The sequence below is a fragment of the Thiocystis violacea genome, from assembly GCF_016583575.1.
In the GTDB taxonomy this organism is placed as follows: Bacteria; Pseudomonadota; Gammaproteobacteria; order Chromatiales; family Chromatiaceae; genus Thiocystis; species Thiocystis violacea.
Genome location: NZ_NRRG01000039.1, coordinates 1 through 23,708, shown reverse-complemented (window position 1 = coordinate 23,708; position 23,708 = coordinate 1). Strand labels below are relative to the sequence as shown.

Sequence of the window (23,708 nt, the reverse complement as noted above, 5' to 3'; positions counted from 1 at the left end):
TTTTTCTCTCGAATTTTAACAACTGCAATATTGGAATTCGACTGATTTGACTGAAAGGCAGGCTGCTACCGCTTCATGAGGATTCTTCAAGAGTTCTTCCATTGTGTCCCCTTGCGTCGCACAGCCCTGGATTGCGGGCACTTCCGCCCAAAAGCCACCTTCTTCCGCAGGATGTATGATCACTTTTAATTTCACGATGATAGTCCTCTCATGCTTGGACTTTGATCAGAGGCGGTGTTTGCCTGCCTCAATCCACTCCGCGAGCACGGAAAGGGTTAATATTTTGGCTCTTTCCATGGCATCCTCGGTACTTTCGCCATAGGTCAGCACGCCGGGGATTTCAGGAACTTCGGCTATCCAGCGGCCATCGACTTCTTGTTCATATTCGATATGGAAATGCATCGTGCCTCCGGTCGAATTCTGAATGGTATGCAATCAGGGGTAGTCCTGTCTGCTATATGCACCTAAAATCAGGTAAGCGATCTCACTGGCAAGGCATTCCAGAATGATCTACGAAATGCTGGGGTTCACGTTCGTTTACCCCAGCCTACTGCGCTGATTGATGGTTGTTGAGTTACGCAAATTAACTTATTTTTTTATACTTTCCTTTCTTGCAGGCTTTGCAAGTCAAATTCTGTGCTGCTATACCTTTGCCTCCTCCCATTGTTCCAGGGCAGGTGGCTGAGCAACGTACGTCTCCGCAATTATCACACTTATAAACCGAGGTTCCTTTGCCGCATGCTGGACATTTCATAGCTAAAATCTCCGCACCCAAAAATCAAAAGATGTTAGGTATTGGGTGCATTAATACCTAACAAATTTATAAAAAATTATTTATCTTGCAGATTTAAAAAAACTCCCGGGGCGGGGCATAAGCGGTTGATTTACAAAATTTCGATATATTGGCAGACAAAATAGTTGCAAAATAGCAGCCATCTTTATCAAATTGGCGTTCGTAGTGTGAATTTCTGATAGATATTAATCTCGACTTTGGTCATTTTTCCTGACCGCTAAGCTATTTAAGATCAAATGCTTACAATGCTCTCAAAAATAGCGAGGGGTCAAATTTCGGCGTTTTGAGCTTCCCGGCTCCCTCTAATTTTTTGCCCTCATGATTTTCAGGTAGTTACCCCACTGAGGCACTGCAAAAATCGCCAAGGTCGAGTTGATACGGTGTTAGCCATTCGATTTGCAAAGCCATCTAGAGCCAGATGAGAATTTAAGGGTCTTGTTCTATTGATCCTGCATGAAAGCCCAAGCTCGGACATGCAAGAGCTATTTCCGTGTCTGCTATCTGTTTTTTGTTTGTAAATACATAAGCCTTTATCCATATGGCAAGGTTATCATGCATAAATCGGATGCAACTTAAGTCTTCCTTGCCAATATGTGCGTTTTTTCTAAGAATTGCATTCGGCATTTCGAAAACAGTTGCTACTATTCCTAGGCGGTATTTTCTGTTTTTCTTTTTCTGCAAATATTTTACATGTTCAAAATCAGAGTTAGAGAAACAATACAGTTTCATTCTTTCTAGTTGCAGTACATTGTCCACCTTGTCGTTTTCGAAATCATATGGGTGGCTATGAAAATCGCCTATATATTCAAGTTCCGGATAAAAGTAATCCACAAATTCTTCTTTAATGGAAAAAGATTCTTGCTGTGGTCTCACGGTTTTTGGTTTTCTCGTGGCAGATGTATCAACGTCAGCCAATAAGATGCGATAAACGCTTTCGTTTCTTTTGGTTTTAGATTGATAGCCCCGTAGATTTCCATAAGTCTCAATTGGAATATGCTTTTCCATTTTATGCTCAGAGTGGCTAACTTTGTAAGCCTCAAGAGCGGAAGTGATAATTGTGAAAAATGCCTGATCTGAAATTGAGACAATGTAATAATTGGGAGGCATTATAAGTAACGAGCGAGAAATAAGTTATACGTGATGTGATTCAACCGCCCTGTCCACGCTAGATCGTGTCCAGAATGATGCACCACTAGTTAGTGAGCTGTTACTAAGCATTCCGGGAGAATTGTTTGGCAGCAGGCGGTTTTTGTTTTTCTATAACTGATTTTAAATGATCTTAAATTGAATCCGGGATTTTCATTCGCCATTATTTATTTCATTAGCGAGTAGCGAGTAGGATGGGTAGAGCGGCCATGCCACGAAACAACCGATTGGCACTGACGCTTGCTGGCCGCGAAACCCATCATCGCTCCGACCCTTGGCGGGGATGATGGGTTTCGCTTCGCTCTACCCATCCTACGTCTAATTTACTTGGCGACGTGCTCGACCATCCGGAGCATGTTGCAGGTGTAGCCGTATTCGTTGTCGTACCAGGCGACGACCTTGACGAAGGTCGGGTCGAGCGCGATGCCGGCCTCGGCGTCGAAGACGGATGGGGTGGACTTGCCGCGGAAGTCGGTGGAGACGACCTTTTCGTCGGTGTAACCCAGCACGCCCTTCAGATCGCCGGACTCGGAAGCGGCTTTCATCGCGGCGCAGATGTCTTCGTACTTGGCGTCCTTGTTCAGCTCGACGGTCAGGTCGACCACGGAGACGTCGGAGGTCGGGACGCGGAAGGCCATGCCGGTGAGCTTGCCGTTCAGCTCGGGCATCACCTTGCCGGCGGCCTTGGCGGCGCCGGTGGAGGAGGGGATGATGTTCTCCAGAATGCCGCGGCCGCCGCGCCAGTCCTTCATGGAGGGGCCGTCGACCGTCTTCTGGGTGGCGGTGGCGGCATGCACGGTGGTCATGAGGCCACGCTTGATACCCCAGTTGTCATGCAGCACCTTGGCGACCGGCGCCAGACAGTTGGTGGTGCAGGAGGCCGCCGAGATGATCGCCTGACCGGTGTAGGTGTTGTGGTTGACGCCGTAAACGAACATGGGGGTCGCGTCCTTGGAGGGCGCGCTCTGCACGACCTTCTTGGCGCCGGCCTGGATGTGTTTCTGACAGGACGGCTCGTCGAGGAAGAAGCCGGTGCATTCGATGACCAGCTCGGCGCCGATCTCGTCCCACTTGAGGTTGGCCGGATCCTTCTCGGCGGTCAGGCGGATGGGCTTGCCGTTGACGATCATGGTGTGGCCGTCGACGGCGATGTCGCCATTGAAGTTACCGTGGACCGAATCGTACTTCAGCATGTAGGCCAGGTATTCCGGGTCGAGCAGGTCGTTGATGCCGACGACCTCGATGCCGGGGAAATCCTTGGCGATGGCGCGAAACGCCATGCGACCGATGCGGCCAAAACCATTGATGCCAACTTTGAGTGTCATGCGTTTAAAGCTCCAGTGAAGAAAGTTGTCAGTTGTCAGTGATCAGTTGTCAGTCGGAAACCGCAGTCCGATGATCGATCGCGGCTCCGACAGTCCATGGCATGGCTCAGAGAACGCCCTTCACCATGGCCACCAGATTCTCGACGGTGAAGCCGAATTCCTTGAAGAGCGCGCCAGCCGGGGCGGACTCGCCGAAGCGGTCGACGCCGAGCACCGCGCCCTGGCTGCCGACATATTTCCACCAGCCATCCGTGACCGCCGCCTCGACCGCGACTCGGGCGGTGACCGCCTTGGGCAGCACCGACTCCCTGTAGGCCGCGTCCTGCTTGTCGAAGAGATCGGTCGAGGGCATGGAGACGACGCGGATCGCCTTGTCGCTCATGGCCTCGGCGGCCTTCATGGCCAGTTCGACCTCCGAGCCGGTCGCGATGAGGATGGCGTCCGGCGTGCCCTCGCAGTCGCGTAGCACGTAACCGCCGCGCGCGATGTTGGCGAGTTGCTCGTCGCCGCGCGGCATGTGGGCGAGATTCTGGCGCGAGAAGATGAGACAGCTCGGGCCAGTGGTCCGCTCGATGGCCAGCTTCCAGGAGACCGCCGATTCGACCGCGTCGCAGGGACGCCAGACGCTCATGTTGGGGATCATGCGCAGCGTCGGGATCTGCTCGACCGGCTGGTGGGTTGGGCCGTCCTCGCCCAGACCGATGGAGTCATGAGTGTAGACGAAGATCGTGGGGATCTTCATCAGCGCGGCCATGCGCAGCGCGTTACGGGCGTACTCCGAGAACATCAGGAAGGTCGCGCCGTAGGGGATGAAACCGCCGTGGAGCGCGATACCGTTCATGATGGCCGACATGCCGAACTCGCGCACGCCGTAATAGACATAGTTGCCGGCTTCGCTGCCCTTGCCGACGCCCTTGCAACCCTTCCAGAGGGTCAGGTTGGAGCCGGCGAGGTCGGCCGAGCCGCCGAGCAGTTCCGGCAGCAGCGGGCCGAAGCCGTTGAGCGCGTTCTGGGACGCCTTGCGCGAGGCGATGGTCTCGCCCTTCTCGATCACGGAGGCGACGAAGGCGTCGGCCTTCTCGGACCAATCGGCCGGCAGGTCGCCCGCCATGCGGCGCTTGAACTCGGCGGCCTCGCTCGGGTACGCCTTGGCGTAGGCATCGAACCTGGCGTTCCAGTCGGCCTCGGCGGCGGCGCCACGCTCCTTGGCGTCCCAGCCCTGGTAGATGCTGTCCGGGATCACGAAGGGCGGGGATGTCCAGCCGAGATTTTCGCGGGTCAGGGCGATTTCATCATCGCCCAGCGCGGCGCCGTGACACTCCTCCTTGCCCTGCTTGTTCGGCGAGCCGAAACCGATGATGGTCTGGCAGCAGATGAGACTGGGCTTGTCGGAGACGGCGCGCGCCTGCTCGATGGCGGCCTTGATCGCCTCCGGGTCATGTCCGTCGACCTTGGGGATCACATGCCAGCCATAGGCTTCGAAGCGCTTCGGGGTGTTGTCGAGGAACCAGCCGGGCGTGTCGCCATGGCCGCGCACCTCGCCATCGATGGAGATGTTGTTGTCGTCGTAGACCGCGATCAGCTTGCCGAGACCCAGCGCGCCGGCGAGCGAGCAGGCTTCGTGCGAGATGCCTTCCATCAGACAGCCATCGCCGAGGAAGACATAGGTGTGATGATCGACGATCTCATGGCCAGCCTTATTGAACTGGTTGGCCAGCGCCTTCTCCGCCAGGGCCATGCCGACCGCGTTGGTGATGCCCTGGCCGAGCGGACCGGTGGTGGTCTCGACGCCGGGGGCGTAGCCGTATTCGGGGTGTCCCGGCGTCCTGGAATGGAGCTGACGGAACTGCTTCAGATCCTCGATACCAAGACCATAGCCGGTCAGGTGCAGCAGGGCGTAGATCAGCATGGAGCCATGACCGTTCGAGAGGACGAAACGGTCGCGATCGGCCCAGTTCGGGTTGTTCGGGTTGTGGGTCATGAAGTCGTTCCACAACACCTCGGCGATATCCGCCATCCCCATGGGCGCGCCGGGATGACCGGAATTCGCCTTCTGCACGGCATCCATGGCGAGCGCCCGGATGGCGTTGGCAAGTTCTCTGCGTGAGGACATTGAGCCCCTCCTGATTAGCTAGCGATGACCAAAAAGTTGCGCTGGCCGCGACCGTCGGCAGCCGATGGCATTGTCGAGACAGCGGTTTGCCAAGACGGATCGAGGCGCGGCGTCGGAAAATGGTTCGTGGGCTCGCGGCCACGTCGAGCCTGGGGTCGTTCCGAGCCGGACGTGGACGCCTCCGCGGAGGCGATGATGCCAAGGCCGTGGCGCCCTCGACGGAGCGTCATTCTGAACCAAAACACACAGACCCCGGAATCAAAACAAACTGATACCGCCAGAAGCCAATTTATTACTTCCTAATATTAAGAATTGGAGGCGGAAATGGCCAGCCTTTTCGTTGTCGCTTCTTCGCCGGGTTCGATCAGTCGGCAAGCCACTTGATGGAGCAGCCAATGCTGGGGATCTGGTCGGCGGGTCCGGAGCCGGTCTCGGCCACCTGTTTCATGGCCTCGAAGAGATCCCGGCGGACATCGGCGGGCGCGGCCTCCTTGCGGCTGGCGTCGAGCCGGCCGCGATACTGAAGCCCCAGCCCGGCGTCGTAGCCGAAGAAGTCCGGCGTGCAGACGGCCCCATAGGCGCGCGCGACCGCCTGGGTTTCATCGTAAAGGTAAGGGAAAGGAAATTCGTGATCCGCCGCGACCCGCTGCATCTGATCGAAGGAGTCCTCGGGGTAGTCGTTGGCGTCGTTGGAGCTGATGGCCACGCAGCCGATCCCGAGCGCGGCCAACTCGCGGGCGTCGCGCACGATCCGCTCGCGCACCGCCTGCACATAGGGGCAGTGGTTGCAGATGAACATGACCAGCAGGCCGCGTTCGCCCTTGCAGTCGTCGCGGTTCCAGGTCTTGCCGTCGACACCGGGGAGCGAGAAATCCGGGGCAGGCGCGCCGAAATCGCAGACAGGGGTTTCAGTCGAAGCCACGGGGAACCTCCGAGTTTGGCGGTTGGTTTATGAAGGTCGCACGCATGGTACCGGAAGACCGCCGGATTCCAAATGCCGCGACCCTCGAATCCCAGTGCCGCGCGCGATTCTCCACCCCTCGTCCCGGTTTTAAGACCTTGATCGAAACGGTATCATGCGGCGCTTCATCAACGCGCCACGGGCGCCCCGACCAGGTCTCGCAACCGAACTATGAGCAAGGACTACATCTTTACCTCCGAATCCGTTTCCGAAGGCCATCCGGACAAGATGGCGGACCAGATTTCCGACGCTGTCCTCGACGAGATCTATCGCCGCGACCCCAACCACGCCAAGGCGCGCGTGGCCTGCGAGACCCTGGTCAAGACCGGCTTCGTGATGCTGGCCGGCGAGATCACCGTGACCGACGCCGACCTCAAGATCGATTACGAGAAGGTGGTCCGCCGCGTCGTCAAGGAGATCGGTTACGACAACTCCGACGTCGGCTTCGACGGCAACAACTGCGGCGTGCTCATCGCGCTCGGCGAGCAGTCCAAGGACATCAACCAGGGCGTCGACCGCGAGACCGAGGAGGCGCAGGGCGCGGGTGACCAGGGCCTCATGTTCGGCTACGCCACCAACGAGACCGACATGCTGATGCCGGCCCCGATCGACTACGCCCACCGCCTGGTCAAGCGTCAAGCCGAGGTCCGCAAGAACGGCACCCTGCCGTGGCTGCGCCCGGACGCCAAGTCCCAGATCACCATCCGTTACAGCGACGGCAAGCCGGTCGGCGTCGACGCCGTGGTGCTCTCCACCCAGCACAGCGACGACGTCAGCGAAAGCGTGCTGCACGAGGCGGTGATGGAGGAGATCATCAAGCCCGTGCTCACCGAGACCGGCTGGCTCAATGCCGGCACCAAGTACCACATCAACCCGACCGGAAAGTTCGTCATCGGCGGCCCCGTGGGTGACTGCGGCCTGACCGGGCGCAAGATCATCGTCGACACCTACGGCGGCATGGCCCGTCACGGCGGCGGCGCCTTTTCCGGCAAGGATCCGTCCAAGGTCGACCGCTCGGCCGCCTATGCCGGCCGTTATGTCGCCAAGAACATCGTCGCCGCTGGCCTGGCCGACAAGTGCGAGATCCAGGTGTCCTACGCCATCGGCGTCGCCGAACCAACCTCGGTCTCGATCGACACCTTCGGCACCAGCGCAATCAGCGAGCACCGGATCATCGAACTCATCCGCGCCCATTTCGATCTGCGTCCCTACGGCATCATGCGGATGCTGGATCTCACCAACCGTGAGCTGATCAAGTATCAGGACACGGCCGCCTATGGTCACTTCGGTCGCGCCGAGCCGGGCTTCACCTGGGAGCGGACCGACAAGGCCGACATGCTGCGCGAGGCGGCCGGTATCTGATCGAAATCCTGGATGGGTGAAGCACGGCGACACCCATCGACTGTCGTTCGGACGTTTCTGGCCCAGATTTAAGAACGCCCTCGGTTTCGCGAGGGCGTTCATCGAGCCCGAGTGCCGTGACCGCTACCTCCAGCCCAGATCCATCACCGGGGTTGAGTCACGCGGGGGCCGGCCTCGTACCACCCCTTGCTCCGATTCACCACCCGCACCACCAGCAGCATCACCGGCACCTCGATCAAGACACCGACCACGGTCGCCAACGCGGCACCGGACTGAAAGCCGAACAGGCTGATGGCCGCCGCCACCGCCAGCTCGAAGAAGTTGGACGCCCCGATCAACGCCGAGGGACAGGCGACGCTGTGCTTTTCGCCAACCGCGCGGTTCAGCCAATAGGCCAGCGATGAATTGAAGAACACCTGGATCAGGATCGGCACCGCCAGCAGGGCGATGATCAGCGGCTGCGCGAGGATCTGCTCGCCCTGGAAGGCGAACAGCAGCACCAGCGTCAGCAGCAGGGCGACGATGGAGGCGTGACCCAGGGTGTCGAGGGTAGCGTCGAAGCGCGCCTGGCCCTGGGCGAGCAGCCGCTTGCGCCAGAGCTGGGCGAGGATGACCGGGATGACGATATAGAGCACCACCGAGATCAGCAGGGTGTCCCAGGGCACGACGATCGCCGAGAGCCCCAGCAGCAGCGCCACGATCGGCGCGAAGGCGACGATCATGATGGCGTCGTTGAGCGCGACCTGCGTCAGGGTGAAATAGGGATCGCCCCCGGTCAGCCGGCTCCAGACGAAGACCATGGCGGTACAGGGCGCGGCGGCGAGCAGGATGAGTCCGGCCACATAGCTGTCCAGTTGCTCCGCCGGCAGCCAGTCGGCGAAGAGTCCCCGGATGAAGAACCAGGCCAAAAGCGCCATCGAGAAGGGTTTGACCGCCCAGTTGATGAAGAGGGTGACGCCGATACCCTTCCAGTGGTCGCGCACCTGATGCAGGGCGCCGAAGTCGATCTTGATCAGCATCGGGATGATCATCACCCAGATCAGCAGCCCCACGGGGATGTTGACCTGGGCTACCTCCAGCCGGCCCAGGAACTGGAAGGGCGCGGGCAGGAACTGGCCGAGTGCGATGCCGGCGACGATGCAGAGCGCGACCCACAGCGTCAGCCAGCGCTCGAAGACGCTCATGGGCGCCCCGGCGGCCTGTTTGGCGGTGACTTCACATTGAACCGACATGGGCTACTCCGATCCGGCTGGGTCGAGACCCAGCGCCTCGGCCACGGCCGGAACCAGGCGCGCGCGGATCTCGTCGCGCACCGCGATAAAGGACGCCAGCGGTTCGCCGTGCGGGTCATGGAAAGGCAAATGGATCCGGGGCACCGGGCGCGGGAAGATCGGGCAGCTCTCACGGGCGTTGTCGCAGACGGTCACCACCAGGTCGATTGGCGTGTCGAGCAGGACATCGATGTCCTTGGGATGGAGCCCCTCGGTTGGCAGGCCGAGCGCCCGCAGCGCGGCGATGGCGCCATCGGCGACCTTGAGCTGCGGTCGGGTGCCGGCGGACAGGGCGCGCACCTGTCCGGCCAGGTCATGGTTGAGAAGCGCCTCAGCCATCTGCGAGCGGCAGGAATTGCCGGTGCAGAGGACCAGAACGGTCTTGGGCGTGGTGGTCATGAGGTTCCTCGGACGATGCGGGATTGGAGACGGTGTCGATCGGGGATCAGGTTTCACAGGGATCGCAAACAGCGGGCGCGGGCGTGATCGCCTCGCTTCCCAGGCTGTCCTTCATGTGTATCAGGATGCGCAGCGCCCAGGCCGGCAGTCGCGGATCGAGGCGGTAACGCATCCACACGCCATCACGCCGGACCTGGACCAGCTCCGCGCCACGCAATACCGCGAGATGGCGCGAGACCTTCGGCTGTGGAGCATCGAGCGCGCTGTGTAGATCGCAAACGCACAACTCGTCGGCGTCCAGCAGCATCGCCAGGATGCGTCGGCGGATGGGGTCGGCGAGGGCCTCGAAGAAGGCTTGTGGATCGATCATGAGGGCGAATCGCAAGGCTCCGGATGACGTGGATGATGCTGTCGCCGACATCCTATCACATGCGACTTAGCGCATATTATGAATATAATATGAATGACAATGGAAGTCTTAATATCTTCCATGTCGGATATCTGGCTCCCTCGGTTTGTCGTCTTCCAAGGGCGCTACCTGATTCTCCGCAGACTGGGCCTCCCGCCAGTTTTTCAGATAAGGCACTGGGGGAGATGTCATTGATGGTGGAGTGTCGGCGCCGAGGGTTGTAGAACGCCTCGATGTACTCGAAGGCGGTGGCCTTCATCGCTTCGCGGGTTGGAAGCGTGCCTCGAAGACCCGCTCATTCTTGAAGCGGTTGAACCAGTTTTCGGTCGGGGCACGGCCCCCTGGATCGGAAGGATTGGTCGTGCCACGGGCCGGGCGCGATGGGTCACCGCATCCGGCCCGCGGCATTTCAATCGAGACGGTTCATCATCAGTAGCCGGGGCGCGAGTAACGTCCAGGCTCGTCCTGGGGGCCGCGACCGCCAGGTCCGGGGCCATAACCTGGGCCAGGTCCATAACCGGGTCCTGGACCATAGCCAGGTCCGCCCGGTCCGCGACCAGGCCCGTATCCCGGACCACCTGGACCACGTCCGTAGCCCGGACCCCGATCGTATCCGCCGCGACCAGATCCCTGTCCCTGGCTGGGGCCTTGCCCCGAACCCTGTCCCTGGCTAGGGCCTTGTCCCGAACCCTGTCCCTGGCTGGGGCCTTGCCCCGAACCCTGTCCCTGGCTGGGGCCTTGCCCCGAACCCTGTCCCTGGCTAGGGCCTTGACCCGAACCCTGCCCCTGGCTGGGGCCTTGACCCGAACCCTGCCCTTGGCTGGGGCCTTGTCCCGAACCCTGTCCCTGTCCTGAACCCTGACCTTGTCCCTGACTCGGGCGTTGTCCCTGGCCTTGGCTCTGTCCTTGCCCCGGCCCGGATCCTGAACCGGGCTGCGCCCAAACGATTCCGGCCATGCCAAGGGTCAAGGCCGCCGCGAGGGCGACGGTCGATACCTGCGTACGTACGTTGTACATTCAGACCTCCATAATAAGGTGACTCATCCACCATGTGGGCCGAGGCGATAGTATCCGGTTGGTGGAAAGCCGCAAGGACAGGAAAGAAAAACGGCGAGACTGAGTCTCTCGTCGGCCGGACGTGACGGCGCGCCCCGTGCCCCTGGGTCAGCCGAGGAATTCGTTGGCCAGGCCGTACTGATGTCGGGCCTCGTCGATCTCGGACGCCGATTCATCTTCCATCATGGCGCAACTGACCGCCATCCGGGCCTGAACGGCGGCCTTCCAGGCGCGATTCTGCTTCTCGGCCATCTGCTCGTCCGGGGTGAGCGCGGCGGCGGCGGCGGCGGCGACGAAGTGATCGGCCTGCGCCATCCAGTCGGTATCCTTGCCGCAATCGGTGTAGGTTTTGATGGCATACGCCTTGGCGGCCTTGAAGGCGTCCTCCAGCTCGCCGGGGGCGAGTTGCTCCGACAGCCCGGTGGCGATGGCGCGGTTGACCCGCTCGTCGCGGCTCAGGTGCGTGACACGTTGCGCGAACCGGCAACCGAGCCGCCGCTGCTGCTCCGATCCCAGCTGCTTGATTGCCGCGCGGAGATCCTGATCGTTGGTGATCGTGGCCATTGGGTAAGAGTCCTCAGCCGAGTGGTGGAGTGTTCCGCCGGTCAGCGTCCAGGGCGACCGCCGCGGCGCGCGTCTATATCAACAAATCCCAATATAGATAACATTGACATGAGTCACGGGGCGCCTCGGGGACAAAGGCGATAAGCTGTCGGGCGCGATACCGACAGCTCGACCTCGGCGCCGAGCCTAACCTTCTCAGCTAGGGATACCATGAACCGCACCGTTTTTTTTGTTTCCGAGAGCACCGGCATCACGGCCGAGACGCTGGGCCACAGTCTGCTGTCTCAATTCGACACCGTCGAGTTCGAGCAGGTCTACATGCCCTACATCAACACCGAGCTGCGCGCCTCGGCCCTGACGCAACGGATGCAGGAGGCGGCGGACCGCGATGGCGCCCGCCCGATCGTCTTCGCGACCATGCTGGACAACGGGATCCGCGCCATCCTCAAGGGCGGCAACTGTTTCTACATCGAGCTCTTCGAGGTCTTCGTCGAACCCCTGTCGGCCGAGTTGGGCGTGCCGCCGAGCCGCAAGGCCGGTCGCAGTCACGCCATCACCAAGCCGAGCTACTACACCAAGCGGATCGAGGCCATCAACTTCGCCATGGCCAACGACGACGGCATTCGGCCGGACAATTTCCATCGCGCCGACGTGGTCCTGACCGGCGTGTCGCGCTCGGGCAAGACCCCGACCTGTCTCTATCTGGCGATGCACTACGGTCTGCGCTCCGCCAACTATCCCATCACCGAGGAAGATTTCGAGCGTGGCGACGTACCCCAACTGCTCTACGACTGTAGTCACAAGCTGTTCGCCCTGACCATCGATCCACAGCGGCTTCAGCTCATCCGCGAGGAGCGCCGGCCGGGCAGTGGCTACGCCTCGCTCAAACGCTGTCAGGACGATATCCGCATGGCCCAGCAGATCTACAAGCGGTTGCAGATTCCGGTGCTCAACACGACGACCCAATCCATCGAGGAGATCTCCTCGCAGATCATCAAGGCGCTCAAGGAAAACCAGGAAAAACGGCCAGCGATACTGAGGGATATGTCGGCGGCGGATTCTTGAAACCGCCGCGCGCCCGGAAAGAAACGCGGCGGTTTATTGTCTCCAATGGGGAGGGGTAAAACTGAGGTTCCCCCGGTTTTTCGTCTTCCAAGGGTCGGGACGCATGGTCGGGATCCGGGCTTGGCTGAGTTTCACGTAGAGCTTATTTCGTCTCGCCGATACCCTCGTCCTCTCCCGCGGCTTGGCGCAGCAGTGCCAGGCCGCGCTCGGCCTGTCCGCGTCCACGTTGAGCGCGCGCGCGAAAGCGTGCCTCGGCGTCCGCTTCGGCCACCAGCGTGGCGGCTAGGCGGTCGAACAACTGCCCGACGCTGACGCCCCGAGTCCGGGCGATCTCATTGAGCCGTTGATAGGTGTCGTCGGGCAGGCTCAGGGTAAAGGATGTCATGACGTCAACTCCCGTAGAAAGTCCTCGGGACTGCACACCCGCAGTTCGGGAAAGCGCAGTTCCATGCGGGCCAGATCGCGCAGGTTGCGCGTGACGAGGTAACGCGACTGACCGGCAACCGCCAACTCGATCAGATGATTGTCGCCCTCGTCCACGAGATTGGGGCGCCAGCCAAAGTAGATCGGCGTCCACTCGCATATCCCCAGGAAGATGTCCAATAGTTCTTCGCGCTCGACCGCGCTCAAGCGGCACCGGGCAAACAGCGATTCACGTCCCAGGATGTCTTCGTATTCGGCCAGAAGCGTCGTCCCCATCAGCGGGATCGCCTGACCGCGCAGACAGGCCGCGACCACCGCATTAGCCGCGCCACGGGTCAGCAAGGCTCCGAGGAAGACATTGGTATCGACGACGATCCGCTGGGCGACGCTCATAGGATGACTTGCATGCGAAAGGGTCTGACGCCTGAGTGTGGTTGACTCAAGGCTAACGACCCTGAACCGATCCGGCAAGTCCCTCCAGTCTGATGGGGCATTCGCCCCGTCCGAAATGGTTTGAACCGTGCCGAGCTGCCGTCAAAAATGTGCGGGATGGTGTGAATACCTCACCCCAAGGGTGCTCAGTTCACCAGTACGGGCACCACGGCACGGATACCGAAATTGCGTCCGACTGTCAGTCCCCTAGGAATCTGGGGATCGCAATCCGGTGCGAAGTAGATGGTTTTCTGTCGCCAACCGTTGAGTTGGGGGTTGTCATTCCAAGTGGCTGGATCGGGCTCTCCGTCCCCGTTTGTATCCAGGCCCAAGATGTTGAACTGGTTGACGAAAGAGTTCCAACGGAGAATGCCGTAAGCCTCCGACCCATCCGGTGCCTCCGAAGTCGGGACGGGGGCGACCCATTCACCATCGCCCGCATCAATGATTTCATTCTGGTTCGTATCCTCAGGGAAGATCATCCGCGTGGGCGCGTCATCCTCGATCTTGTTGGCTTGGTCGACCATATATAGGACATTGACCGCCACGACGCCAACCACCTTGTTGCAAGGGCCGGGGTTATTGCCATTGCACTGGATAACCGGCAGAACCATCGGCCAGGGCTGCGTTTTATTGGTGCTGGCCACCCAGCAGTTATAAAGATCATCGAAGACGGTCTGTACCTGGCCGCCGATGGTAGCCATGTCCCTTCCGAAAACGATCGGCTCGGGATTGCCGTTACTACAGATCAAGGGCCTCATCTCCGAGGCGTTGGTTCCACCCTGACAGGCGTTGTCTTGGTTGAAGCTGGTCCAACCGCCCGTTTCGGTGGTGGTCGGGATGAAGCGTCCCACGGAGCAGGTGTAACCGCCGTCTTCGTCGACGAGTGCCTCCTGGCAGATGGCAATGGGCTGGTCGACGTCGCCTGGGTCGACCGAGCCGGCATAGCCCAAATAGGCCACCGATTGAGCGGCGGCCGGGAAATTGGCAATCCCCAGCACTCGGGCGAAAAAGCTCTGAACCGGCGTGGTACGGCGTTCAGCCACCACCCGAACCGCGTTGATCTCACCGGAACAGGCGAGGTTGAGATTCTTCGTGCAATCCGTCGGATCCGCGGGATCGTAGAGCACTTTCCCTTCCAGATTCGCTGGTGTATCCGACATGGTGGCGGTGAATTGCCCACCGCCGCCAGGGTCGAACCGCCAATGCCCGATCTCCACGCTGGCGACCTCCGCCATGGATTTGCGCGAGAGATTGGCCGTGACCGCCGCTGTTGCCTCGGCGATCACCGTGCCTCTCTGGATGGTGGTGCCTTCCTCATTGTAAAGATGTGTCACACCTTCCAATGCGCCAGCATCCGCCGCGTTCTGCAGTTCCGCGGCTGCGACGAACAGGTTGTTCACATCCACCGCGAGAGCCGCGAGACCCAGCAGTGGCACGAGCGAAAGCGCCCAGAGCACCGTCGAGGCGCCCTTCTGATGGCTCATCGATGTTTTCATGGCGACATCCTATGATGCTGTGCTCAACCTAGGGTGATGGCGGTTTGCGCGGCAGTACGCACATCTCGGTTGCAGCGGTCAGGTTCAGATCCGCGAGTCCTGGCATGAAGAGTGGCTGTGGTAGTACAAAAAATCGGTAGCGGTATGTCAGAGTAACGATGACCCTGGCCCGCTCGTCGTAGCCGCTCCTGTCCGCGCATGGCTCATCACTTTCTTCCCAATCAAAGTTAAGCGTCTCCGGACCCGCCCAGGTAAACATGCGTTGCGCGGCCTGCTCTGCGGCCTGTTCGGCGGCCACCTCGAAGTCCCAAGTGGCCCAGTCATGGTTGGGCGGCACGGCGCGGATCAGTTCCCTGGCCGCCGCCCGGCTAGCGTTCGTGAGGATTGCTTGATCGAAGAAACCGACCGACATCTCCACGACGCCAAAAAACAACAGCAGAATGAACGGCAGGCTAATGGCAAATTCGACGATTTCCCCACCATGCTGCCGAGAGCGACGATGACAGAAACGCATACCCACCTCCTACCTTGCTCGACCCCAGTCCGCGCTTTTCCGGCGATCCTGGCTCCGATATCCGCTAGCACATCTATTCGACGCGCATCTCCGCCCGCGCCGCCATATCCATGTCCAATAGACCAGCAAGGGCCGCAGTCACTGGAGCGCGATACAGGAATGACAGATCCACCCGCACGCGCTCCCCGGCCCCGACCGGTCGGGTATCCATGCTGTCGATACGTTGCCCCTCGTGCAAAATCGCAACGGCCGTCGTGGCATCCGTGAACGAGATCATGAACCGGCCGGCAAAGTTGGTGATGGCGTCATCAACCTCGGAGATCTTGACGCGCTGATCGTCCTCGGGATCGCTATCGAGAGAGATCTGAGTGACATCGAGCCAATAAAGCGATGCCTCCCGCGCTCCCACGCGGGAGGAATGAAGCAAGATCCCCTGGTTATACATCGCGATGGAAAATTCGATGATACCGAACAGCAGAAGAAAAAAGAGCCCTGCTAGTAGCGCGAACTCAACCGTCTCTCCACCCCATTGACATCGACGCCTCCCGATCCATCCCCTCAGGCGTAACTTATTAGGAATATTGGCGTTCATGACGTATGACCCTCGATACGATCTCAAGGCGCCGCCGAATGTCCCTGCATGATGGCGACGCGCCGCTCGTTGGTGTCGGCTAGGGCGTAGAACTCGGGCGATAGGCGCTTGGCTTCCTCGAAATAGCCGCGCGCGGTGTCGAGCTTGCCTTCGACCATGGCGATGTAGCCGACGTCGTTGTATGCCTTGGGTCGGTCCTGGACCTTGGCGAGGGCGTCGATGGCTTCGCTGTAGCGTTTCTGGCGGGCGTAGACGAGGGCTAGGTTGCGCCAGGCGAGTTCGTGGTTGGGGTCGATGAGGAGGGCGTCGCGGAAGGCGGCGGCGGCTTCCTTCCATTTCCCGGACAGGTAGCGTGAATAGCCGAGGTTGTTGAGCACGGACGGGGAGCGGGGGTTGGTGGCCAGGGCTTGTTCATAGTGACGCTGGGCACTTGGGTAATCGCGCTCCAGGTCGGCGATGACGCCGAGTGCGTTGTGAGGACTGGCGAGACGGTTGTCGATGCTCACGGCCAGTTCCAGATGTTGCTTCGCTTCCGCGTAATTCCTCTGTTTCAATAATAGAATACCCAGCCCGCTCAGTGAGCCGACCTTGCGCGGATCCTTCTTGAGCGACCAGCGGAAGGCCATTTCGGCGAGTCGCTGATTGCCGCGTCCGGCGTGGATGAGGCCGATTTTGTAGAGCGCCTCGGCGTTGCCGTCGTCCAGCTCCAGGGCGCGGATGTAGTGGAACAGCCCCTTGTCCAGATCGCCGCTGGTGACGGCGATATCGCCGCGCTGGATGGCCTCGGCGGCGGAGCTGGCCGGTAGCTCGGTGCCGAAGGCGACCTCGGACTTGCCCTCGTAGAGCGCGTTGTAGGGTCCGGCCGAGGGTTTGATTTCGGGCTTGGATTGGTTGGAGGCGCAGCCGGTCAGCGTCACCGTCAGCGTGACGACCAAGGCGATGTGGCTACGCGAGATCTTGTTTCCGACCATGGGTTTTCCTTGGATGGCTAATGGTTCGACCGGCTATTTGAGGGCCGGAATGTCCGCTAGAACCTTTATGGCCCCCAGGATCGGAGGCCCGAGCACGACGAGAAAGAAACTTGGGAAGATGCAGAAGATCATTGGGAAAAGCATGAGCGTGCTCACTCGGGCCGCTTTTTCCTGCGCCCGTTGCAGGCGCTTGTCCCGCAGTTCATCGGAATAGATGCGCAGCGTATCGGCGATGCTGGTACCGAACCGCATGCTCTGGAGCAGCATGGCCACCAGGGTCTGGATGTCTTCCAGACCCGTTCGCTCCTCCAGATCCTTCAGGGCGGAGCGGTTGTCCATGCCGGCGCGGGTCTGCATGGAAAAGAGCGCCAACTCGTCCGCTAGGTCCGGGTGCGTAATGATCAGCTCGCTCGCGACCCGTTGGATGCCTGAATTCAGACCCATGCCGGCCTCGGAGCAGACCACGAGCAGATCCATCGCATCCGGTAGTCCGCGCCTCAGCCGGTCCTGGCGGCGACGTGCGAGTCTTGGCAGCAGGATGTCCGGAGCTAGAAAGCCCAGTGCGCTGGCCAGCAGCATGTAAAGCAAGGCATCGCCCATGGCGAGGGCTGGGGTCAAGGCGGCCACCAGGAGCACCAGCAACGCGCTCAGCACCAACCCCGCGAACTTGATCCCATAAAACACCCGCACGGCCCCAGGCGAGCGAAGATTGGCGTATCGCAACAGGGTCTCGGTGCGACCGCGTTTGGATGCGTCCTTCGGCATCAAAAGACTGCCGAGCTTCTCGACGGCGCCATGCGGATGGCTCTTGCGCGCGGGTAATCCAGCCGTCTCCTTGACCGAATCCACCCGCTGACGCAATGGATTCCAGACACCCGTGATCACGAAATAAAGGGCCAGGACCACGCCGGCGGCCGAGGCGCCGATCATCGTCGAGTACAGGAGCCGCAGCCGCTCGGGGTCATCCGAGAAGGTGTGCGGCCAGGCGGAAATGCTTGAGATCCAGTCGATCATGGCGCTATCCGGCTAGACGTCGATATTCACGATGCGGCGCATCCAGAAGACGCCCAACATCATGAATCCGAAGGCCCACATGATGAGTTCCCGACCGGTCGGATCCTCGGTCAGCATGGGAATGAATTCCGGATTGACCAGGGTCAGTACCCCGGCCAATGCAAACGGCAAGAGCACCAGGATCCAGGCCGCCATCCGGCCCTCGGCGGTCAGAGTGCGCAGGGTGCGCTGAAAGCGGAAGCGGCTGCGTACCATGTCCGAGAGCTTGCCCAGCAACTCGGCGAGGTTTCCGCCCGTGTCGCGTTGCACCAGCACCGAGGTCACCATCGCCATCACGGCTACGCTCGGCACCCGCTCCAGCAACCCGAGCAAGGCCGCGCGCGGGTCGCCTCCGTAATTGATCTCGGTGAAGACGATGCCGAACTCGGTGCCGGCCGGGGCCTTCATTTCCTGCGAGACCAGGTTTAGCGACTCAGTGAAGGGCAGACCGGCGCGCAAGGCGCGGGCCGCGATGGTCAGGGCTTCCGGGAGCTGCTCCTCGAACCGGGCCAGGCGCTGGGCGCGCTGGCGCCGCAACAGCAGGATGGGCGTCGCGCCGGCGATCAACCCGAGGAGCAAAGCGCCAATCCCCCAGCCAAAGGCCAGACCCAGGGTCGCGCCGACGGTGACCGCGAGCCCCAGGCTGGTGAAGGCCACTCGATGCGGAAACTGGGAGGATCCCGCCTGGTCGATCAGCATCTGCAAGCGATCCATTCCGGGCAGGCTCAAGAGCTTCAGCTCGAAGGGGGTGAGATCCTTCAGATAGCGCTCACGCACCAGCGAGACATGCTGTGACGCTTGCGGGTCGAGGGACAGATTGCGGATGCGCTCGCGCAGCCGTTTGCGGGCCTGGCTGTCGCTACCCATCAATGGGCGCACGAAGGACTGGGTCATCAGAAACCCGATGACGAAGATCATGAGGATGAAGATCGATTGGTCGGACATGGATCCCTCGCTCGCGTTGCCCTGGGTCTAATGGGCCTGGGCCGGATCGAAAACCGCGATTTCAAGCTCCAGGCCGCGCCGGCGCAGTTGATCGTGAAACCTGGGCACCACGCCGGTCGCCTTGAAACGTCCGATCACGTTGCCCTCGCGATCCAGCCCCTCGCGCTCGAAGCGGAAGATTTCGGACATGGTGATGATGTCCCCTTCGATTCCGTCGATCTCCTGGATGCTCACGACCCGGCGGCGTCCGTCCTCGTGGCGTTCGAGCTGCACCACCAGATCCAGCGCCGAGGCGATCTGGGCGCGCAGCGAACGGGTCGGCAGGTTGACGCCGGACATGGCCACCATGCTCTCGATGCGGGTCAGCCCGTCGCGCGGGGTGTTGGCGTGGATGGTCGTGAGCGAGCCGTCATGGCCGGTGTTCATGGCCTGGAGCATGTCCAGCGACTCGGCCCCGCGCACCTCGCCGACCACGATGCGATCCGGGCGCATGCGCAGACTGTTGCGCACCAGATCGCGCTGGGTCACCTCGCCGCGTCCCTCGATGTTGGGAGGGCGGGTCTCCAGCCGCACCACATGGGGCTGCTGGAGTTGCAGCTCGGCGGAGTCCTCGATGGTGATCACACGCTCGTCGGGCGGAATGAAGCCCGAGAGCACGTTGAGCAGGGTGGTCTTGCCGGTGCCGGTGCCGCCCGAGATGAGGATGTTCAGCCGTCCGCGCACCACCATCTGGAGCACCCGCGCGATGCCGGGCGTCAGTTCGCCCAGCTCGACCAGACGCTCGGCGGTCAGCCGGTCGACCGCGAAGCGGCGTACCGACATCACCGGACCATTGAGCGCCAGCGGCGGGATGATGGCGTTGACGCGCGAGCCATCCTTGAGACGCGCGTCCACCATGGGCGAGGACTCGTCGATGCGCCGCCCGACACGCGAGACCACCCGGTCGATGATGGTCATCAGGTGCCGGTCGCTGTCGAAGCGCGCGCTGGCCAGTTCCAGCTTGCCATGCCGCTCCACGTAGATCTGATCCGGGCCGTTCACCAGGATGTCCGAGATCGCGGGATCCGCCAGCAGGGTATCGAGCGGGCCGAGGCCCAGGATCTCGCTCTCGATCTCGCGCACGATGCGCTGACGGGTCGGAACGTTGAAGGGCAGGGACGCCTGATTGAGCAGGCGCTCGCACACCTCCTGGATCTGGGCGCGCGCCTCCGTCTCCTCCATGCTGGAGAGCAGCGACAGGTCCATCATCTTCACGACCCGTTGCAGGATGTCCTGCTTGGCGTCCTGCTCGCCGTTGCTGAGACCCGCGCTCAGACGCCCGCCCAGGCCGCGGCGATGCAGTGGGTTATCCTCGCCGTTCGCCGGGCGGGAGGCGAGACCGGAAAGCCGTCCCGTGATCATATCCATGGCTCGGTTCCTCTAGTGACGGGCGCGCGACAGCCAGGCCACCGGGCCGCGCTGGGGTTGAATGGGACGCTCGCGCGGCGAGACCAGCGACTCGACCAGTCCGAGCAGCGCCCTGGAGAGCGGCGAGCGCGGTGCCTGATCGAGTAGCGGAATACCCAGATTGATGCTCTGGGATACGCCCTGGTAGTCGTTCGGCAGGGTCTCGATGCGCAGACCGGTCAGGGCGTCGCCGAAATCGCTCAGGGTGACCTCGGCGCGCCGCTGGTAGCGGTTGACGACCACGATCAGACGATCCAGCGGGATGCCGAGATCGCCCGTCAGGAAGGTCGAGAGCCGCTTGATGTCCTGCAGATGAGCGACCGTCTGCTGGACCGTCAGGATGACCAGATCGGAGCGATCCAGCACCGCCGCGTTGGCGCGATCCAGGCGTCGGGGCAGATCGATCACCAGTTCTTCGTAAGCCTCGTCCAGCACCGCGAACAGCTTGGCGACCCGCTCCTCGTGCACATCCTCGGGCAGCACCAGACCTTCCGCCGCCGCCGCCATCAGATAGAGACCGCTCGGGTGCTGCTGCGTGTAGCCCTGGAGCGCCGTCACGTCGAGCGAGTCGACCAGCTCCAGCGCGCGGATCAGCCCATTGCGGGACTGAAGGTTGAAATAGGTGCAGAGACTGCCGAATTGGAGCTCGAAATCCAGCAGCACGCTTCGGCGCCGATGCCGCGCGGCCAGGATATGGGCGAAGTTGGCGGCGCAGAAGCTGGCGCCGCTGCCGCCCTTGGCATTCATGAAGGTCGTCACCCGCGCCGAGAGTCCGCCGTGACGCTCGTGCTCTTCCTTGGCCAGCCGATCGAGCGCGGGGACCAGATCGTTCGCGCCCACCGGCAGCGGGAAGAAATCGCGTCCCCCGACCCGCATGGCCATGCGCATCAGCTCCATGTCTTCGGGCGGACCCACCACCAGCAGCGGCTTGGTCGCTGGGGCGTCGCGCCTGAAGCAGACCTCCAGGGTCGCGCGCCAATCCCGGTCGAGCACCAGGACGATGGCATCGCAACGTTCCTGGAGATCCGAGAGGAAATGCGCCTGACCATTGCCCACCACGGGCTTGAGGGTCATCAGGATCTGACGATGGTCGGCGAGCAGATGCTCGACCTCCGACAGCGGAACGCCGGGACGTCCGACGAGCAGGATTCTCAGTGGATGGCGCATGGCGTGTGTCGGCTAGTGGCGATCAGGCGGATCCGGACGGTTCTTGGTCGTGGCGAACGGGGCGTCATTGCCCGACCCTAAAGATAATGTCCCGCTCGACGCTCTTGGGTTTGGCCACGTCCTCCCGGTAGGCGCGCAGCACCGTCTCGGCCTTCACGGCATCCATGCCGGTGCCCTCGTGGGTGGCGCCGCCGGTTTGCAGGGCGATGGTGTGACGCACCGAGTCGCCGAAATCCGCGCTCCACTCGGGTGACTCCTCCATCGCGCAGCCCGCCAGTCCCAGGGCGGCGACCGTGCCGATCGCGAGATATCGAGTCAGTCTCTTTTGATTGTTCATCTGCCTGACCATGCGCGTCGCTCCTAGAGATCGTGACCGAAAGGCCCTTCGCTGCCGGAGGTGTCCGGCCCCAGTCCGCCACAGGCGAAAGGATTCCGAGGATCCCGGTTCCGGCAGCCCTCCAGCCGTCCCATGAGATAGAACTCGGTGTCGTTCGGCTCGACGAAGCTGTCCGTGGGCAACTTGACCAGATCCGGACTGAAGGAGCGGGCGAGACGCGGGGTGACGAAGATCACCAGCTCGGTTTGACCCTTCACGTACTCCTGACTGCGGAACAGCATGCCGATGACCGGCAGTTCGCCGAGCCCAGGGAATTTGTCCACGTTCTCGCGCAGGCTCTCGTTGATGAGTCCGGCGATCGCGATGGTCTCCCCGGTCTTGATCTCCACCGTGGCGTTGGCGCTGCGCTTGGTCAGGGCCGGCACGAAGAAGCTGGTGCCGCCGGCGGTGGCGCCGCTGCTGAGCGAGACGCTGTTCTGGGTGGTCAGCTCCGAGACCCCCACGTTGACCTTGAGACTGATCACGCCGGAGTCGAGCACGAAGGGGACGAACTGCAAGCCCACGCCGTAATCCTTGTACTCGATGGTCGTGTTCCCATCGTCCTGCGGAACCGGGATGGGGAATTCGCCGCCGGCCAGGAACTTGGCCTCCTGACCGCTGAGCGTGGTGAGGTTGGGCTCGGCCAGGATCTTGGCCAAACCCTGATTCTTGGCGGCGTCGATCACCACGTTGAAGAGATAAGTGCCGCTGAGATACTGGGCGAACAGACCCCGATCCTCGATGACCGTCTTGCCTGGGGCCAGCTCCGTGACGGCTGGTCCCACGATGGCGCTTTCGTTGAAGACCGGAACCCGCACTTCCTTTCCGCTCACGGGGTCCGTGAAGAGTGCGTCCGGGAAGGAGGTGCCGCTGCCGACGGTTCCGATCTTGAAATCGGAGCTGTTGAGGAACTGGGTGAAATTGACATCCAGCCGCTTGACCAGGGTGCGCGAGATCTCCGCGACCTTGACCTCCAGCATCACCTGCTGGGAGCCGCCGACCTGGATCAGATTGAGAACCTTGGCTTTTTTGGCTTCATCGTTCTCGTCCCCCGTGCCCACGAAGCTTTGGGCGAGTTGGGCCGCCGCCGACGCCTTGTCCGGGCTGGTGACCGTGCCGCTGACCACGATGGTTCCCTGGGCCGAGCGCACCTGCACACGCTCGCCGGGCAGCACCTCGTGCATTCGGGTCTTCAACAGGTCCAGGTCCGGGGTCACCTCCAGCAGAATTCCCCGGCCGATGGGCCGGTCGTTGGCGTCCCAGAGCACCAGATTGGTGGTCCCGAGCTGTTTGCCGACCACATAGATCTGGTCTGGAGCCAGCGCCAGGATGTCGGCGATCTCGGGATTCGCCACCGACACCCGATTGGCGGAGGCGCGCAGCTTGATGACACGCGACTGATCGAGAGCGATGGTGACATGCTCCCGATCCGACGCGGTGGACTGGCTGTCCGCGGCGCGCGCGTCATCCCAGGGCGGGAGCAGGGCGAGGGCCTGAGCCAGGATCAGAGCGGAAACGCCCGCGGCGAGCAGACCCAACCAGCGACTCCGTGACGACCGACCGCGCTCCCTGCTCGCCTTTCCATTCCATTCCTTCGTATTTCCGTGATTCATCGAGATTCTCGGCTTTATCCTTCATTCGATACCGAAGGCCACCGATCGCCGGATCGACCGCCCGCTGCATAAATCATTGATTAAAACCTGGTTCCGTGAACTGAATGAACCGTCTTCCAAGAATTCCCGTTACATAACAAGAGGATGGAGGTAAAATACGCCCATTCTAGGGCTCACCCGGCAGGTGACAAGTTGCGACGTTTCATCATCACG

Annotated in this window: 25 protein-coding genes; 3 read left to right on the top strand and 22 right to left on the bottom strand. The window is 61.4% G+C overall.

The features are described 5' to 3' along the window. Window positions 1-15: 15 nt before the first annotated feature. The 6 genes from CKO27_RS25345 to CKO27_RS16840 all read right to left on the bottom strand — a co-directional run bounded on the left by CKO27_RS25345 (window position 16) and on the right by CKO27_RS16840 (window position 6,299). The gene (locus CKO27_RS25345; RefSeq protein ID WP_420825842.1) at window positions 16-183 is read right to left on the bottom strand and encodes a type II toxin-antitoxin system HicB family antitoxin; all 168 of its coding nucleotides are present in this window, start codon (window positions 181-183) and stop codon (window positions 16-18) included. 42 nt (window positions 184-225) lie between these two features. Continuing rightward, on the bottom strand, window positions 226-402 hold the full coding sequence (locus tag CKO27_RS16860; protein WP_200376082.1) for a type II toxin-antitoxin system HicB family antitoxin: 177 nt from the start codon (window positions 400-402) through the stop codon (window positions 226-228). 817 nt (window positions 403-1,219) lie between these two features. Then, the gene (locus tag CKO27_RS16855; protein ID WP_200376081.1) at window positions 1,220-1,900 is read right to left on the bottom strand and encodes a hypothetical protein; all 681 of its coding nucleotides are present in this window, start codon (window positions 1,898-1,900) and stop codon (window positions 1,220-1,222) included. A 362-nt stretch (window positions 1,901-2,262) separates the two neighbouring features. After that, window positions 2,263-3,264, bottom strand: coding sequence for a type I glyceraldehyde-3-phosphate dehydrogenase (gene gap, locus CKO27_RS16850; protein WP_200376080.1), 1,002 nt, complete (start codon window positions 3,262-3,264; stop codon window positions 2,263-2,265). A 106-nt stretch (window positions 3,265-3,370) separates the two neighbouring features. After that, complete coding sequence (tkt, locus tag CKO27_RS16845; RefSeq protein WP_200376079.1) at window positions 3,371-5,377, bottom strand: transketolase; 2,007 nt, start codon at window positions 5,375-5,377, stop codon at window positions 3,371-3,373. 364 nt (window positions 5,378-5,741) lie between these two features. Next, window positions 5,742-6,299, bottom strand: a complete 558-nt coding sequence (locus CKO27_RS16840) for a redoxin domain-containing protein (RefSeq protein WP_200376078.1) — start codon at window positions 6,297-6,299, stop codon at window positions 5,742-5,744. A 210-nt stretch (window positions 6,300-6,509) separates the two neighbouring features. Between CKO27_RS16840 and metK the strand changes: the two genes are divergently transcribed. Continuing rightward, the gene (gene metK / locus CKO27_RS16835; RefSeq protein ID WP_200376077.1) at window positions 6,510-7,700 is read left to right on the top strand and encodes a methionine adenosyltransferase; all 1,191 of its coding nucleotides are present in this window, start codon (window positions 6,510-6,512) and stop codon (window positions 7,698-7,700) included. A gap of 143 nt (window positions 7,701-7,843) precedes the next feature. Here the strand turns inward: metK and arsB are convergent, their stop codons facing one another. The 3 genes from arsB to CKO27_RS16820 are packed head-to-tail and all read right to left on the bottom strand — an operon-like array spanning window position 7,844 to window position 9,740. Then, a complete protein-coding gene (arsB, locus tag CKO27_RS16830) occupies window positions 7,844-8,932 on the bottom strand; it encodes an ACR3 family arsenite efflux transporter (RefSeq protein WP_200376076.1) in 1,089 nt (362 codons plus the stop codon). A gap of 3 nt (window positions 8,933-8,935) precedes the next feature. Then, complete coding sequence (locus tag CKO27_RS16825; protein WP_200376075.1) at window positions 8,936-9,370, bottom strand: arsenate reductase ArsC; 435 nt, start codon at window positions 9,368-9,370, stop codon at window positions 8,936-8,938. A 46-nt stretch (window positions 9,371-9,416) separates the two neighbouring features. Then, a complete protein-coding gene (locus CKO27_RS16820; protein WP_200376074.1) occupies window positions 9,417-9,740 on the bottom strand; it encodes an ArsR/SmtB family transcription factor in 324 nt (107 codons plus the stop codon). A 687-nt stretch (window positions 9,741-10,427) separates the two neighbouring features. Between CKO27_RS16820 and CKO27_RS16815 the strand changes: the two genes are divergently transcribed. Then, window positions 10,428-10,634 carry a hypothetical protein gene (locus CKO27_RS16815; protein ID WP_200376073.1) on the top strand — a complete coding sequence of 69 codons (207 nt, stop codon included), beginning with the start codon at window positions 10,428-10,430 and terminating at the stop codon, window positions 10,632-10,634. Window positions 10,635-10,943: 309 nt separating this feature from the next. On the opposite strand, the gene CKO27_RS16810 is transcribed toward CKO27_RS16815, so the two are convergent. Beyond that, window positions 10,944-11,399 (bottom strand): hypothetical protein, encoded by a 456-nt coding sequence (locus CKO27_RS16810; RefSeq protein WP_200376072.1) that lies wholly within the window; start codon window positions 11,397-11,399, stop codon window positions 10,944-10,946. A 210-nt stretch (window positions 11,400-11,609) separates the two neighbouring features. Between CKO27_RS16810 and ppsR the strand changes: the two genes are divergently transcribed. Further along, window positions 11,610-12,464, top strand: a complete 855-nt coding sequence (ppsR, locus tag CKO27_RS16805; RefSeq protein WP_200376071.1) for a posphoenolpyruvate synthetase regulatory kinase/phosphorylase PpsR — start codon at window positions 11,610-11,612, stop codon at window positions 12,462-12,464. Between the two features lie 142 nt (window positions 12,465-12,606). Here the strand turns inward: ppsR and CKO27_RS16800 are convergent, their stop codons facing one another. From CKO27_RS16800 to CKO27_RS16745, 12 genes are all read right to left on the bottom strand, one after another. Further along, the gene (locus CKO27_RS16800; protein ID WP_420825839.1) at window positions 12,607-12,849 is read right to left on the bottom strand and encodes a ribbon-helix-helix protein, CopG family; all 243 of its coding nucleotides are present in this window, start codon (window positions 12,847-12,849) and stop codon (window positions 12,607-12,609) included. Further along, window positions 12,846-13,280, bottom strand: a complete 435-nt coding sequence (locus tag CKO27_RS16795; RefSeq protein ID WP_200376070.1) for a putative toxin-antitoxin system toxin component, PIN family — start codon at window positions 13,278-13,280, stop codon at window positions 12,846-12,848. The genes CKO27_RS16800 and CKO27_RS16795 overlap by 4 nt, the downstream gene beginning before the upstream one ends. 185 nt (window positions 13,281-13,465) lie before the next feature. Then, window positions 13,466-14,818, bottom strand: coding sequence for a pilus assembly protein TadG-related protein (locus tag CKO27_RS16790; RefSeq protein WP_200376069.1), 1,353 nt, complete (start codon window positions 14,816-14,818; stop codon window positions 13,466-13,468). 28 nt (window positions 14,819-14,846) lie between these two features. Beyond that, window positions 14,847-15,332 (bottom strand): TadE family protein, encoded by a 486-nt coding sequence (locus CKO27_RS16785; RefSeq protein WP_200376068.1) that lies wholly within the window; start codon window positions 15,330-15,332, stop codon window positions 14,847-14,849. 73 nt (window positions 15,333-15,405) lie between these two features. Beyond that, the gene (locus tag CKO27_RS16780; RefSeq protein WP_200376067.1) at window positions 15,406-15,924 is read right to left on the bottom strand and encodes a TadE/TadG family type IV pilus assembly protein; all 519 of its coding nucleotides are present in this window, start codon (window positions 15,922-15,924) and stop codon (window positions 15,406-15,408) included. A gap of 23 nt (window positions 15,925-15,947) precedes the next feature. Continuing rightward, window positions 15,948-16,895, bottom strand: coding sequence for a tetratricopeptide repeat protein (locus CKO27_RS16775; RefSeq protein WP_200376066.1), 948 nt, complete (start codon window positions 16,893-16,895; stop codon window positions 15,948-15,950). A gap of 33 nt (window positions 16,896-16,928) precedes the next feature. Further along, window positions 16,929-17,909 (bottom strand): type II secretion system F family protein, encoded by a 981-nt coding sequence (locus CKO27_RS16770; protein WP_200376065.1) that lies wholly within the window; start codon window positions 17,907-17,909, stop codon window positions 16,929-16,931. 12 nt (window positions 17,910-17,921) lie between these two features. Continuing rightward, window positions 17,922-18,893, bottom strand: coding sequence for a type II secretion system F family protein (locus CKO27_RS16765; RefSeq protein WP_200376064.1), 972 nt, complete (start codon window positions 18,891-18,893; stop codon window positions 17,922-17,924). 27 nt (window positions 18,894-18,920) lie between these two features. Next, complete coding sequence (locus tag CKO27_RS16760; protein ID WP_200376063.1) at window positions 18,921-20,300, bottom strand: TadA family conjugal transfer-associated ATPase; 1,380 nt, start codon at window positions 20,298-20,300, stop codon at window positions 18,921-18,923. Window positions 20,301-20,312: 12 nt separating this feature from the next. Then, window positions 20,313-21,506, bottom strand: a complete 1,194-nt coding sequence (locus CKO27_RS16755; RefSeq protein WP_200376062.1) for a CpaE/TadZ family protein — start codon at window positions 21,504-21,506, stop codon at window positions 20,313-20,315. A 64-nt stretch (window positions 21,507-21,570) separates the two neighbouring features. Beyond that, window positions 21,571-21,855: a hypothetical protein gene (locus CKO27_RS16750; RefSeq protein ID WP_200376061.1), complete on the bottom strand. Its 285-nt coding sequence runs from the start codon at window positions 21,853-21,855 to the stop codon at window positions 21,571-21,573. Window positions 21,856-21,866: 11 nt separating this feature from the next. Further along, on the bottom strand, window positions 21,867-23,420 hold the full coding sequence (locus CKO27_RS16745; RefSeq protein WP_200376060.1) for a type II and III secretion system protein family protein: 1,554 nt from the start codon (window positions 23,418-23,420) through the stop codon (window positions 21,867-21,869). Window positions 23,421-23,708 lie beyond the last annotated feature (288 nt).

What these genes read in the sequence shown, in the direction of transcription:
- CKO27_RS16800 (WP_420825839.1), bottom strand. Translation starts at nt 12,849, where the DNA reads ATGACATCCTTTACCCTGAGCCTGCCCGACGACACCTATCAACGGCTC.
- arsB (WP_200376076.1), bottom strand. Translation starts at nt 8,932, where the DNA reads ATGTCGGTTCAATGTGAAGTCACCGCCAAACAGGCCGCCGGGGCGCCC.
- CKO27_RS16775 (WP_200376066.1), bottom strand. Translation starts at nt 16,895, where the DNA reads ATGGTCGGAAACAAGATCTCGCGTAGCCACATCGCCTTGGTCGTCACG.
- CKO27_RS16855 (WP_200376081.1), bottom strand. Translation starts at nt 1,900, where the DNA reads ATGCCTCCCAATTATTACATTGTCTCAATTTCAGATCAGGCATTTTTC.
- CKO27_RS16755 (WP_200376062.1), bottom strand. Translation starts at nt 21,506, where the DNA reads ATGCGCCATCCACTGAGAATCCTGCTCGTCGGACGTCCCGGCGTTCCG.
- CKO27_RS16780 (WP_200376067.1), bottom strand. Translation starts at nt 15,924, where the DNA reads ATGAACGCCAATATTCCTAATAAGTTACGCCTGAGGGGATGGATCGGG.
- CKO27_RS16760 (WP_200376063.1), bottom strand. Translation starts at nt 20,300, where the DNA reads ATGGATATGATCACGGGACGGCTTTCCGGTCTCGCCTCCCGCCCGGCG.
- CKO27_RS16765 (WP_200376064.1), bottom strand. Translation starts at nt 18,893, where the DNA reads ATGTCCGACCAATCGATCTTCATCCTCATGATCTTCGTCATCGGGTTT.
- ppsR (WP_200376071.1), top strand. Translation starts at nt 11,610, where the DNA reads ATGAACCGCACCGTTTTTTTTGTTTCCGAGAGCACCGGCATCACGGCC.
- CKO27_RS16810 (WP_200376072.1), bottom strand. Translation starts at nt 11,399, where the DNA reads ATGGCCACGATCACCAACGATCAGGATCTCCGCGCGGCAATCAAGCAG.
- CKO27_RS16795 (WP_200376070.1), bottom strand. Translation starts at nt 13,280, where the DNA reads ATGAGCGTCGCCCAGCGGATCGTCGTCGATACCAATGTCTTCCTCGGA.
- CKO27_RS16790 (WP_200376069.1), bottom strand. Translation starts at nt 14,818, where the DNA reads ATGAAAACATCGATGAGCCATCAGAAGGGCGCCTCGACGGTGCTCTGG.
- CKO27_RS16750 (WP_200376061.1), bottom strand. Translation starts at nt 21,855, where the DNA reads ATGGTCAGGCAGATGAACAATCAAAAGAGACTGACTCGATATCTCGCG.
- CKO27_RS16785 (WP_200376068.1), bottom strand. Translation starts at nt 15,332, where the DNA reads ATGCGTTTCTGTCATCGTCGCTCTCGGCAGCATGGTGGGGAAATCGTC.
- CKO27_RS16860 (WP_200376082.1), bottom strand. Translation starts at nt 402, where the DNA reads ATGCATTTCCATATCGAATATGAACAAGAAGTCGATGGCCGCTGGATA.
- CKO27_RS16825 (WP_200376075.1), bottom strand. Translation starts at nt 9,370, where the DNA reads ATGACCACCACGCCCAAGACCGTTCTGGTCCTCTGCACCGGCAATTCC.
- gap (WP_200376080.1), bottom strand. Translation starts at nt 3,264, where the DNA reads ATGACACTCAAAGTTGGCATCAATGGTTTTGGCCGCATCGGTCGCATG.
- tkt (WP_200376079.1), bottom strand. Translation starts at nt 5,377, where the DNA reads ATGTCCTCACGCAGAGAACTTGCCAACGCCATCCGGGCGCTCGCCATG.
- CKO27_RS16770 (WP_200376065.1), bottom strand. Translation starts at nt 17,909, where the DNA reads ATGATCGACTGGATCTCAAGCATTTCCGCCTGGCCGCACACCTTCTCG.
- metK (WP_200376077.1), top strand. Translation starts at nt 6,510, where the DNA reads ATGAGCAAGGACTACATCTTTACCTCCGAATCCGTTTCCGAAGGCCAT.
- CKO27_RS16820 (WP_200376074.1), bottom strand. Translation starts at nt 9,740, where the DNA reads ATGATCGATCCACAAGCCTTCTTCGAGGCCCTCGCCGACCCCATCCGC.